This window comes from Paraburkholderia sp. SEWSISQ10-3 4, from assembly GCF_030464785.1.
Classification (GTDB): Bacteria; Pseudomonadota; Gammaproteobacteria; order Burkholderiales; family Burkholderiaceae; genus Paraburkholderia; species Paraburkholderia aspalathi.
Genome location: NZ_JALPRI010000018.1, coordinates 128,935 through 141,549, shown reverse-complemented (window position 1 = coordinate 141,549; position 12,615 = coordinate 128,935). Strand labels below are relative to the sequence as shown.

At 61.8% G+C, this 12,615-nt stretch carries 9 protein-coding genes; 3 read left to right on the top strand and 6 right to left on the bottom strand.

Annotation, left to right across the window (positions count from 1 at the left end; genetic code table 11):
• Nucleotides 1–83: 83 nt before the first annotated feature.
• On the top strand, nucleotides 84–1,367 hold the full coding sequence (locus M0D68_RS27195; protein WP_093634728.1) for a 4-aminobutyrate--2-oxoglutarate transaminase: 1,284 nt from the start codon (nucleotides 84–86) through the stop codon (nucleotides 1,365–1,367).
• An 867-nt stretch (nucleotides 1,368–2,234) separates the two neighbouring features.
• Nucleotides 2,235–3,695 (top strand): NADP-dependent succinate-semialdehyde dehydrogenase, encoded by a 1,461-nt coding sequence (gene gabD / locus M0D68_RS27190; protein WP_093634730.1) that lies wholly within the window; start codon nucleotides 2,235–2,237, stop codon nucleotides 3,693–3,695.
• 47 nt (nucleotides 3,696–3,742) lie between these two features.
• Here the strand turns inward: gabD and M0D68_RS27185 are convergent, their stop codons facing one another.
• The 4 genes from M0D68_RS27185 to mdlC all read right to left on the bottom strand — a co-directional run bounded on the left by M0D68_RS27185 (nucleotide 3,743) and on the right by mdlC (nucleotide 9,843).
• Nucleotides 3,743–4,879: a porin gene (locus M0D68_RS27185; protein WP_266225941.1), complete on the bottom strand. Its 1,137-nt coding sequence runs from the start codon at nucleotides 4,877–4,879 to the stop codon at nucleotides 3,743–3,745.
• Between the two features lie 210 nt (nucleotides 4,880–5,089).
• On the bottom strand, nucleotides 5,090–6,361 hold the full coding sequence (locus M0D68_RS27180) for an MFS transporter (protein ID WP_266225949.1): 1,272 nt from the start codon (nucleotides 6,359–6,361) through the stop codon (nucleotides 5,090–5,092).
• Nucleotides 6,362–6,717: 356 nt separating this feature from the next.
• Nucleotides 6,718–8,169 (bottom strand): aldehyde dehydrogenase, encoded by a 1,452-nt coding sequence (locus M0D68_RS27175; protein WP_266225940.1) that lies wholly within the window; start codon nucleotides 8,167–8,169, stop codon nucleotides 6,718–6,720.
• 54 nt (nucleotides 8,170–8,223) lie between these two features.
• Nucleotides 8,224–9,843 (bottom strand): benzoylformate decarboxylase, encoded by a 1,620-nt coding sequence (gene mdlC / locus M0D68_RS27170; RefSeq protein ID WP_266225939.1) that lies wholly within the window; start codon nucleotides 9,841–9,843, stop codon nucleotides 8,224–8,226.
• A gap of 102 nt (nucleotides 9,844–9,945) precedes the next feature.
• Here mdlC and M0D68_RS27165 point away from each other — a divergent pair, with 102 nt between their 5' ends.
• On the top strand, nucleotides 9,946–10,854 hold the full coding sequence (locus tag M0D68_RS27165) for a LysR family transcriptional regulator (RefSeq protein ID WP_266225938.1): 909 nt from the start codon (nucleotides 9,946–9,948) through the stop codon (nucleotides 10,852–10,854).
• Between the two features lie 146 nt (nucleotides 10,855–11,000).
• Here M0D68_RS27165 and M0D68_RS27160 read toward each other — a convergent pair whose 3' ends face one another.
• Both M0D68_RS27160 and M0D68_RS27155 read right to left on the bottom strand, forming a co-directional pair.
• Nucleotides 11,001–11,327, bottom strand: coding sequence for a DUF4148 domain-containing protein (locus tag M0D68_RS27160; RefSeq protein WP_211700450.1), 327 nt, complete (start codon nucleotides 11,325–11,327; stop codon nucleotides 11,001–11,003).
• 217 nt (nucleotides 11,328–11,544) lie between these two features.
• A complete protein-coding gene (locus M0D68_RS27155) occupies nucleotides 11,545–12,561 on the bottom strand; it encodes a GlxA family transcriptional regulator (protein ID WP_266225937.1) in 1,017 nt (338 codons plus the stop codon).
• Between the last annotated feature and the right edge of the window lie 54 nt (nucleotides 12,562–12,615).

The window sequence follows — 12,615 nt, the reverse complement described above, 5'->3', positions numbered from 1 at the left end:
TATAGTCGCTGCATGTGCTGCGCTGAGCGTGCGGCGTCCGTTGGCGGCACCCCCGCAAAAACCGAGGAGCGAAGGAGATAACCATGAAGAATGCTGACCTGAAGAGCCGCAAAGACGCCGCCACGCCCCGTGGCGTCGGCGTGATGTGCGATTTCTACGCCGAGCGCGCGGAGAACGCCGAGCTGTGGGACGTCGAAGGCCGCCGTTTCATCGATTTCGCAGCGGGCATTGCGGTGTGCAACACCGGCCACCGTCACCCGAAGATTCTGGCCGCGATCCGCGACCAGCTCGATCATTTCACGCACACCGCGTATCAGATCGTGCCGTACGCGTCGTACGTCGAACTGGCTGAGAAGATCAACGCGCGCGCCCCGGGCGACTATCCGAAGAAGACTGCTTTCTTCACGACGGGCGCCGAAGCCGTCGAAAACGCGATCAAGATCGCGCGTGCCGCGACCGGCCGTCCGGGCGTGATCGCGTTCACCGGCGGGTTCCATGGCCGCACGATGATGGGCATGGCGCTGACCGGCAAGGTTGCGCCGTACAAGATCGGCTTTGGTCCGTTCCCGGCGGACGTGTTCCACGCCCCGTTCCCGAATCCGCTGCACGGCGTGACGACGGCCGATTCGCTGAAGGCGATCGAATTTCTGTTCAAGGCCGACATCGATCCGAAACGCGTCGCGGCGATTATTTTTGAACCGGTTCAGGGCGAAGGCGGTTTCTACCCGGCGCCGGCCGAGTTCGTGCGCGCGCTGCGCAAGCTGTGCAACGAGCATGGCATCTTGCTGATTGCCGACGAAGTGCAAACGGGTTTTGCCCGTACCGGCAAGTTGTTTGCGATGCATCACTATGACGTGGTGCCTGATCTGATGACGATGGCCAAGAGCCTGGCGGGCGGCATGCCGTTGTCGGGCGTGGTTGGGCGTGCTGATTTGATGGATGCGGCGGCGCCTGGCGGTCTGGGTGGCACGTATGCGGGTAACCCGCTGGCGGTTGCTTCCGCGCATGCTGTGCTCGATATCATCGATGAAGAGAAGCTCTGCGAGCGGGCTACGGTTCTGGGCGATCGTGTCAAGGCGAAGCTGATCGCGCTGCAGAGCGAAGTTCCGCAGATCGCCGATGTGCGTGGGCCGGGCGGGATGGTTGCTGTTGAGTTCTGCAAGGCAGGTGGCACGGAGCCGGATGCGGAGTTCACCAAGCGGGTGCAGGCTCGAGCGCTGGAGCGCGGGTTGTTGCTGCTGGTTTGTGGTGTTTATTCGAACGTTGTTCGGTTCCTGTTCCCGCTTACTATTCAAGACTCCGTTTTTGATGAGGCTATGGGGATTCTTGAAGCGGTGCTTAAGGAGAGTGTTGCTGTAGCTGTTTGATGGTTTTTTGCCTGCGCGGCGCGCGGGGTGTGTGGACGCGTGCCGCGTGGGCTTTGCTTTTTTTGCCTTTGTGACGCTTGTTGTTAGCGTTCTTAGGGCGTTGCCTTGTTCTGGCTTTCGTGCCTTTCCTTGTTCTGGCTTTCGTGCCTTTCCTTGAATTGTTAGTGGTCTATTAGCGTTGCCCCTGTGCGGGGCGGCACCTACTTTTCTTTGCCGCCGCAAAGAAAAGTAGGCAAAAGAAAGCGGCTCAAACCGCTAATGCTAAGTGGGAACCGTAGTTTGCCAAGGGTAGTGGTACATCTGGAATCCGTGTTCTCGCACATTCCGCGTTAGTGACAAAGGTGTCATCAGCTCCCACTCCGCACTGCGTGCGTCGCGGACGGGTCTGCATGGGAAACCGCCAGCTTCGGTTGAGGTTTGTGGGGGCCATCGGCTTCGCCTCGGCGAGACACCGAAGCAGTAGCGGTGATACACGCAGGGCCACCGCGGCGAACATCGAGTGAGCGCGAAAACGTAGCGGGTGGTTTTATGAGCGGCTCTTCGGCGCGCGTAGCGCCGCCGGAAGTATGACGCCCTTGTCACAAGCCTAAGCAGCGGCACGAACACAGATTCCAGTCGCACCACTACCCCAGGCAAACCACGGTGCCCACTTAGCAGAGGCTTCTAGCCGCTTTCTTTTGCCTACTTTTCTTTGCGGCGGCAAAGAAAAGTAGGTGCCCCCCCGCACAGGGGGAACGCTAATAGACCACTAACAAAACAAGGAAAGGCACGAAAGCCAGAACAAGGAAAGGCCAAAGCCCCAGGAACACGGCCAAAAGCGCCGCGCAGGCAAAAACCCCACATCTAAAACCCAGGAACAAACCCAAAATGCCGACGCTAGTCCTAAAAGACCCCTCTCTCCTAAAAACAAAAGCCTACATCTCAGGCGAATGGCAATCCGCCGACGACGCCACGACGTTCGAAGTAAAAAACCCCGCCACAGGCGAAACAATCGCCACAGTGCCCCGCATGGGCACAACCGAAACCCGCCGTGCAATCGACACGGCCAACGCCGCCTGGCCAGCATGGCGAGCCACCACCGCCAAACAACGCGCCACGATCCTGCGTAAATGGCATGACCTCATGCTCGAAAACGCCGACGATCTGGCAACGATCCTCACCACCGAACAAGGCAAACCCCTCGCCGAAGCCAAAGGCGAAATCCTCTACGCCGCCTCGTTCCTGGAATGGTTCGCGGAAGAAGGCAAACGCGTCAACGGCGACACCATCCCCACACCGGCAAACGATAAACGCATCGTCGTAACGAAAGAGCCGATCGGTGTCTGTGCAGCCATCACGCCGTGGAATTTCCCGGCAGCGATGATCACGCGCAAAGTCGGCCCGGCGCTCGCCGCCGGCTGCCCGATCATCGTCAAACCGGCCGAAGCCACGCCGCTCTCCGCACTCGCCCTCGCCGTGCTGGCCGAACGCGCCGGTGTGCCGCGCGGTGTGTTCAACGTCGTTACCGGTGAGCCGAAAGCCATCGGCGCCGAAATGACCGGTAATCCGATCGTGCGCAAATTGTCGTTCACCGGTTCGACGCCGGTCGGCCGTCTGCTGATGGCGCAGTGCGCGCCGACGGTCAAGAAAGTGTCGCTCGAACTCGGTGGCAATGCACCGTTCATCGTCTTCGAAGACGCGGATCTGGATGCGGCCGTCGCAGGCGCCATCGCGTCGAAATATCGCAATAGCGGCCAGACCTGCGTCTGCACGAATCGCTTCTACGTGCACGATAAAGTCTACGACGCATTCGCCGAAAAACTGCGCGTCGCCGTCGAACAACTCAAGGTCGGCCGCGGCACCGAAGACGGCGTCACGCAAGGTCCGCTGATCAACGAAGCCGCCGTGCTCAAGGTCGAATCGCATATCGAAGACGCCCTCGCCAAAGGCGCACGCATCGTCACCGGCGGCAAGCGCCATGCGCTCGGTCATGGTTTCTTCGAGCCGACCGTGCTCGCGGATGTCACGCCGGCCATGAAAGTCGCTCGCGACGAAACCTTCGGCCCGCTCGCGCCGCTGTTCCGCTTCTCATCGGATGAAGAAGTGATCCGCCTCGCCAACGATACGGAATTCGGCCTCGCGTCGTACTTCTATAGTCGCGATATCGGCCGCGTCTGGCGTGTCGCTGAAGCGCTCGAATACGGCATGGTGGGTATCAACACCGGTCTGATTTCGAACGAAGTCGCGCCGTTCGGTGGCGTAAAGCAATCCGGTCTCGGCCGCGAAGGCTCGCACTATGGTATCGACGACTACGTCGTCATCAAGTACATGTGTGTCGGCGGTATCTAAAGCAACGAAGGCCACGTCGGATTATCTGACGTGGCCTTTTTAATCGCTCAGAACGAATGGCGAATGCCGGCCATCACGCCGAGTTGACCGATACCCGGCGCCGGCGTCGTGCCTCCGCCGCCCTGGCTCACCGTATAAGCGGCGTGCGGGCTATTGAACAGATACGCACCCTGCAGGTAAACCGCCGAACGCTTCGACAACAGATACGTGGTGCGTAGCGCGGCGATGGTGCCGCGGGTGTCGTCGGCGCGATTGATGACGCGGTACACGCCACCGTCCAGGATGAAGGCAGGCGTCACGTTATACGCTGCCGTGACGTAGTACAGATTCGAGCGCACATCCGGCAATGCCGGGGACACCGTCTCGACGTGACGGCCAAGCCAACCCGCCCCGAGTTTTACTGGGCCGATGTGTCCGTAGCCATTCAATTGCATCCGCACGTCCTTGTCACCGGATTGTGTCAGCGCAAAAGGTGCCGTGCCGTCGTACAGATTCGCGGCCGCGCCCGGGCCGCCGCGTTGTTCGTCGTAGGCGCCCGCCACGCCGTAGCCGTTCATGTCATAACGCAGCATCGTCGACCATTCGCGGCAACTCTGCGAACTGCCTGGAATCGACCCCACACAGGTGCCCTGCCCCGGCGAATTGCCAGTACCCGCTGAATCGCGGCCGAACGAATAGGTCGCACCGAACGTGAAGCCCGAGAACGTGCCCTTATACGCAATCGTGTTGTCGCTGCGCGCGCTCGGCATGTACTGATCGAACGATCCCGTACCGCCATAAATGTCAGGGCCGAGCAGATCGGAATCAAGTATCGCCCAATACGTCATCGTGTACTGGCGGCCGAAAGTCAACGTGCCGTAGGGACTCTCGAGACCTACAAAGGCTTGTCGCCCAAACATACGGCCACCCTGATTGAGCGTGCCGGCTTTGGTGTTAAAGCCGCTTTCCAGTACGAAGACCGCGGACAGCCCGCCACCCAATCCCTCCTTGCCGCGAATCCCCCAGCGCGATGGAAATTCGCCCGTGATGCCCGGCATCCGTACGACGCTATCGCCCGCAGCGTTCGCATGCGTCACGAATTCGATGCCGGTATCGATAATCCCGTACAACGTCACGCTGCTCTGTGCGAACGACGAAGCGCTGATACCGAGCAACATACTGCCCAAAGCGAGTTTGTATTTCATTATCTCCGAGTCTCCTGGACCAGTGCTTTGTGTAAGCGCACACCAATCCGTATGCGACCCGCACGCAGCGTTTTTATGTAGCGATACTAATGACAGACGTGACAATACCGACCGCTATGCAAGCCGTCCGATACGCCAAAGATTGACTGCTTCAGATAGCGGCGATCCGCGTGCCACACCGGATCGCCGCGATTCAGGACATTGCGTCCCTCAACCGCCCGGCTTCGGAATATGGCGTTTGACCACCATCAGCGCGACCATCACGATCACCATCGCGATTCCGAGCATCCACAGGTATGACGACGCGCCGCCAGCCGTAATCACCACCGCACCCGCAAACGCGCTGGCAATCGCGCCGAGCCGGCCGAACGCGAGCGCCGATGCGGTACCGGTTGCGCGCACACGGGTTGGATAAACATAAGCGCACAACGCAAACATCGTCGACTGCACCGCGTTGACAAACATACCGTGCACGCCAAGACCGAAAATCAGCAAGCCGGTGTGGTCGGAGATGTTCACACCAAGCAACAGCAACGCGCTCGCCGCGCCCCCCGCGCTGCAAAGAATCAATGGCCAGCGCGAACCGGTACGGGCGATCACTACCGCGCACAGCAACGCGCCGACCACACCGCCGAGGTTGTACGCGGTGAGTCCCGCCCCCGCTACGGACACCGACAGACCCTGCGTGCTCAGCATCGTGGGCAGCCAACTGAAGGCGCTATAGACGGCCAGCAGGCATAGGCAGAACGCGCACCAGATCGCCACCGTATCAAGCGCCAGGCCCTCGCGGAACAACGCGGTAAAGCCCGTGTGTTTTTCAACAGCCTGTTCGCGCGAGTCGGTAAACACGCAACCGCTGGCCACCGGACGCGACATCCGGCCAAGCAGGCGTTTGAGTTCCGGCCAGCGCTGCGGCTGCCGGGCGAGAAAGCGCGGCGATTCGGGCAATGTGAAGAACAGCAACACGCTGAGCGCGAGAGGCAGCACACCGCCGATCATGAACAAGCCGCGCCATCCGTACGTCGGCAGAATTTCATGCGCGAACAATCCCGCCACCATGCCGCCGAGCGGCACGCAGACAATCGTCGCGGTGACCGCCAAGGTGCGGCGGCGAGCCGGCGTGAACTCCGCGGTCATAGTCGTCGAGCTCGGCAACGCGCCACCAATGCCGAGACCGGCGATAAAGCGCAGCACGGCAATCGTCACGATGTCGGGCGCAAAGCTGATGCCGCAAGTGGCGGCGCCGAATACCAACACACTACCGATCACCGCCCAGCGGCGGCCGAAGCGATCGGCCAGCAGCCCGGCGCACGCGCTGCCAATGCCCATGCCGATCAGACCGGCCGCGACCACCGGCGCAAAGGCGGCGCGCGTGACGCCCCACTCCTTGATGAGCACCGGAATCGCAAAGCCGATCAACTGACTATCGAAGCCGTCCAGAACGATCGACAAGGCCGCGAGAAACACCACGATCTTCTGCATCGTGGTGTAAGGGCCTTCGTCGAGCGTGCGGCCGATATCGACAGCATGGCGCCCCTCCTCGACTCCCGCCTGATGGCCGGCAAGTGGCGCATGGGCCTCGCCGGTTGCCGCACTGGCCGAGCCGGCCGGCGGTACATAACTGGTCATGAAGCTGTCTCCTGGTTTGGGCGCGCGATCTGAGCGCCGCGCTTTTGAGGTCACGTTTTTTTAGTCAGTATGTGAGCGAGTGAATGACTTCCGACATTGCCGTTTCGCGCAAAAGCCATGACATGTATGCATGGCTTTCACGACACTGAGTACCGCTGCGAAGAAATTGCGCGCAGCGATACGCAGCGACTTCAACGGCACTCCACCCTTCAGAACGGGTAATGACGCGGCGTGGTCTGCACCGTAATCCAGCGCAGATCCGTAAACTCTGCGATCCCCGCCTGCCCACCGAAGCGTCCAAAGCCGCTACCCTTCACGCCGCCGAACGGCATTTGCGCTTCGTCGTGAACGGTCGGCCCGTTGACATGGCAGATGCCCGATTCGATGCGCCGCGCGACGTTCATCGCGCGCGCGATATCGCGGCTGAACACCGCCGAAGAAAGCCCATACTCGTTGTCGTTCGCACAGGCCACGGCTTCGTCTTCGCCGTTGACTCGCACGATGCCCTTCACAGGCCCGAACGATTCATCGCCATAAATGCGCATGGCGGGCGTGACGTGGTCGAGCAGCGTGGCGGGCATCAACGTGCTCTCCGCCTTGCCGCCGCAGACGAGCGTGGCGCCTTTGGCCAGGGCATCGTCGATCAGCGCATTGCAGCGTTGCACCGTGCTCATGTCGACGACCGATCCCAACACCACGGGCCCTTTGCGTGGATCGCCGAGCGGCAGGCCGCGCGCTTTCTGCGCGAGCTTTGCAACGAACTGATCAGCGATCCGCTCGTCGACGATGATCCGTTCCGTCGACATGCAGATTTGCCCCGAGTTGGCGAACGCGCCGAATGCAGCGGCGTTGACGGCTGCATCGAGATCCGCGTCGTCGAGTACGATCAACGGCGCCTTCCCGCCGAGTTCCAGCACCGACGGCTTCAGATAGCGCGCACACGTCGCCGCGATAATCTTGCCCACATGTGTGGAGCCGGTGAAATTGACGCGCCGGACCTTCGGATGCGCGATCAGCGCTTCGACGACCGCGCCTGCATCGGCCGGTGCATTGGTGACGAAGTTCACCACGCCCTTCGGCAAGCCCGCTTCCTGCAGCACTTCGATAATCAGTCCGTGCGTGCCGGGGCAGACTTCCGAACCCTTCAGCACGACTGTATTGCCACATGCGAGCGGCAACGCGATCGCACGCACGGCGAGGATCACCGGTGCGTTCCACGGCGCGATGCCCAGCACGACGCCGGCCGGCTGGCGCACGCCCATCGCGAGGCTGCCTGGCACGTCGGACGGGATCAACTCGCCGCCGATCTGCGTAGTGAGCGCCGCCGCTTCCATCAATCCGCCGGCGGCGAGATGCACATTGAACCCGGCCCACATTGCCGACGCGCCAGTCTCCGCTGCCATCACCGCGGCGAACGCCTCGCTGCGCGCTTCCAGCGCATGCGCGGCCTTCATCAGCAGCGCGCGGCGCTCGCTCGGCCCCAGCGCGGACCATGCCGGAAACGCCGCTGCCGCGGCATCCGCGGCGGCTACTGCGTCGGCAACCGTCGCCGCGGGAGCACGCGTCGCGACTTCGCCGTCGAGCGGATTGCGGCGCTCGAAGGTGGCGCCATTGCTCGCTTGCACGGCTGCGCCGTTGATCAGCATCGAAATACTCTGCATCGTCCTGTCTCCTGCGGAAAGTTTTATGAATGCGGGCGCGGCGCTCGCTTAATGTCAAGCCACGACGACTTCGACCAGCATCGGTCCGGGTGACGCCAACGCGTCGCGCAGCACGTCATGCAGGCGTTCGGCGTCGGTCACGCGTATGCCCTGGCAACCCATGCCTGCAGCAAGCGCCACGAAGTCGAGTCCCGGCAGATCGGTGCCTTGCACCGGATCGCTCGGACCAAATCCAAATTCCGGGGCAAAGTCCTGCAACGCGGCATAGCGGGAATTGTTCAGGATCACGAATGTGATCGGCAATTTCATCTGCACGGCGCTATAGATGGCCTGAATCGAATACATGCTGGAGCCGTCGCCGATCAGGCCGATCACGCGCGTGCCGGGCTTCGCCAACGCCACGCCGACAGCAGCCGGCATGCCATAACCCAGGCCGCCGCTATCCATTGTGTAGAAGGTGCCGCTGCGTGTGAACGGCAGATAGTTCTGCATCACCGGGCGCGAACTCGGCGCCTCCTCGACCACGATGTCGTCCGCATGGCGCACTTCGGCGAGGGTCTGCAATGCGAACGCCACCGACATCAACGAAGACGGCTCTGCGCGCGGCGATACGGTGCGTAGTGTGGGCAACGGGCGCGTCTTCGGCGCGGGCCGTGTCAGCAGATCGGCCACGCCGAGGCGAATATTGCCGACCACTGCCGTGCCGGTTGGCGCCCAAGCCGCAATGGCCGGATCGTCGATCAACTGACACAGCGTTGCGCCGGCCGGCAGATGTGGGCCGTGACCTTCGACGTGATACGTGAAGGCTGGTGCGCCGATCACGAAGATCAGATCATGGCCGCCGAGCAACTCGACGATCTTCTCGCGCATGGCTGGCAAGAAACCGGCGAACAGGCGGTGGTCTTCGGGGAACGCGCAGCGGCCTGTCATCGGCGCGACGAACACGCGGGCGTTGTGGCGTTCGGCAAGACGCACGACTTCGTCCCAGCCGCCGGCGCGGTCGACAGCGCCGCCCACCACGAAAGCCGGCCGTTCACAGGCATCGAGCGCCGCGCCGATCTGCGCCAGCACGAACGGCTCCGGCCGCGTCTCGGTACTCACTACGCGTGCCGGCACCGGCTCCGCGGCGCGGTCCCAATCGTCGACGGGAATCGACACCAGCACCGGCCCGCGCGGCTCCTGCATCGCCACGTGATAGGCGCGTGCGATCGCCAGCGGCACGTCTTCGGCGCGTGCCGGTTCGATGCTCCATTTGACGTACGGCTTCGGCAATTCGGTGGCTTGCGTCGACGCGAGGAACGGGTCGAACGGCAGAATCGAGCGGGCCTGCTGCCCGGCGGTAATCACGATCGGCGTGCGATTGCGGAACGCGGTGAAGATGTTGCCCATCGCATTGCCCACGCCCGCCGCGGAATGCAGATTGACGAACGAAGCGTTGCGGATGGCCTGCGCGTAACCGTCGGCCATGCCGACCACGACGGCTTCCTGCAAACCCAGCACATAACGGAAATCTTGCGGGAAATCGCGGAACAGCGGCAATTCCGTCGACCCTGGATTGGCGAACACCGAAGTCATGCCGAGGCGCCGCATGAGATCGATGACGGCGTGGCGCACGGTGAACGATGCGTGTTGAGAAGATCCCGATGCGTCTGAACGGGGCGCGTTGCTGGTCATCCATGTCTCCTAGTGATGAGCGCCGTTTCTTGAAGGCTCATTATCGGAAGCTCAAGGTTGATTGAAAATTGCCTTTTTTGAGAAAAGGCATTACTTTTGCGCATGACTTTCAATCTTCAGCAATTGCACGCGTTTGCAACCATCGTCGCGAGCGGCAGTCTGGGCCGTGCCGCGGAAGTGCTGCACGTCACGCAGCCCGCGCTGAGCCGCACCATCAAGCGGCTCGAGGATCAGGTCGGCGCACCGCTGTTCGAACGGCACTCGAAGGGTATGCAGCTTACTGCGATCGGCAGCGCGCTGCTGCCTCACGCCACGCTGCTGCAGCGCGAAGCCGATCACGCCCGCGAGGAAATCGACGCGATGCGCGGCCTCGCGAAAGGGACGATTCGCGTCGGCGCGGTGGCGAGCATCGCGGCGCTCGTGCTGCCGCTCGCGGTAAGCGGCGTGCTCGCACGCTGGCCGAATCTGCGTGTCGAGATCATGGAGGGGGTATGGGACCGGCTTGCCGACAGTCTGATGAAACACGAGATCGATCTCGCGCTCAGCATGGCGGTGCCCGACACGGATGAGATTACGGCGATTGCCGATTGCAGATGGGAAGACACGAGCTATGTGGTCGCGGCGCTCGATCATCCGCTGCGAAACAAAACGGATTTATCGCTTGCCGACACGCTCGATCAGCAGTGGTGCGTGCCGCCGCGCGGGACGGGTCCATTCGAGCATATGCAGCACGTGTTTGCCGAGCATGGGCTCGGCATGCCGCAGATTGCCGTCGAGACGCGCTCGATCACGGTGCTGAAAAGCCTGGTGACGCGTGCGGGATTTCTAAGCTGGATGGCGACGCCGATGTACGACACCGAAAGCGCGGCTGGCGTGTTCGATACGCTGCCGATTCCGGGTCTCGTCGCGCGCCGTACGTTGACGGCGTTTCGACGCCGTCAGGGGATTTTGCCGAGTCCGGCAGTGAAGCTGTTGGAGCAACTCAGGCAGTTGACTGCAACTCAGGGGTAACGGCTCACATGAGGCCACGAGCGCCGACGGCGTCGTTTAACGCTCAATAGCACAGCGGCCCCGCTTTCACTTGAATGTGAAAGCGGGGCCGCTGTGTATCGCAGTCAATCAGGCAGGCGCGAGACTACTGCTCGCGCCAGCGCCTATTAATGACCGACGTAGACAACCGGAGCCGAATACGAGCTCGACGTCGTTTCGGTGCGGCTGCCTGCTTGCGACGAGCCGTTCGTTGCCGAACCATAACCGCTGGTTTGGGCGACGCCGTTTTGTGCAGCGACGCGGGCTTCAGCAGCCTGAATGTTTGCCGGGTAATCATCCGCATTCGACAAAGCCGGGTTGTACCCTGCCTTTTCCAGTTGCACCAGCTCCGCACGCACTTGAGCGCGGGTTACCGGCTGATTGGATTGAGCAAAAGCAGCGAGCGGCGCAGTAATGAGAGCGGCGATAACAACAGCTTCGATCAGCGATTTCATGATGACTACCTCCAGAGATTGTTTTTTGCGGCGCTGCAAACCTGTTTGTTTGCAGCCAGTGACGACAGTCTAGGAGGCAGTTGATATAGGGTAAACCCCTAATAAACGAATTCACTGTTGCTAGAAACGGCACAATTGCCGTGAACACTTGTTGAAATATGGATCGTCAAGCCGGCAAATCGGGCTCCCAATGTTTGAGGTCTCGCGCGCAACGAACTCAGCTTTCCAACAATACGGGAGCCGATGCCAGGGTTGCCGGGCTTGCTGACAACACCGAGCTGCCATTTCTGCCGCCCGTCACCTGCCGGTCGCTTCTCGGACTCACGCCGAACCGCGCACGATATGTCCGCGAAAAATGCGAGGGCGACTCGAATCCGCATGCGACGCAAATCGAGGTGATCGACATGTCGGTCTGCTGCAGCAACTCGCGCGCACGGGTGAGACGCAGTTGCTGATAGAAATGCGTCGGCGTGTCCTTCAGCGACGCGCAAAACAGCCGCTCCAGTTGCCGCCGCGTCACGCTGATTTCCTCGGCGAGTTGGTCGGGTGTCAGCGGCTCCTCCATATGCTGTTCCATTGCGCCGATCACCTGAATCAGCTTGCGGTTGTGCACGCCGTAACGCGCCGCAATTTCCATCCGCTGATGATCCGAACGCTGCCGGATCCGGCTCACGACGAACTGTTCCGACACCGCCGAGGCCAATGCTGCGCCGTGTTTGCGGCCGATCAGGTCGAGCATCATATCGATCGACGCCGTGCCGCCCGCACAGGTGATGCGCCGCGCACCGATTTCGAACAGTTCCTGGCTTGCGTTCAGTGAGGGATAGCGCTCGCTGAACGCCGACAGCGCTTCCCAGTGCACCGTCACGCTGTCCGAGCCGCTCAGGAGCCCGGCCTCCGCAAGGACGAAGCTGCCCGTGTCGATGCCACCGAGCGTCGCGCCGACGCGCTCGAGCCGCTTCAGACAATCGCCAAGTACGCGCGTATAGCAGGCGAGCGGCTCGAAGCCCGCCACGACGAATACCGTCTGCGCCTCATGGACATCGGCGATTGCCGCTTCTGCATTGATCGATATACCGTTGCTGGCCGCGACCGGCGCGCCGTCGAGACTCAGAATGCGCCAGCGGTAGAGATCGCCGCGAAAGCGGTTCGCCACGCGCAAAGGCTCGACCGCCGACATGAAGCCGATCGCCGAAAAGCCAGGCAGCAGCAGGAACGACATATCTTCGGGCATCGTGCGCAAACTCGATCAGGGAAACAGAGGGACACAAACCGCAAGCGAACGCGG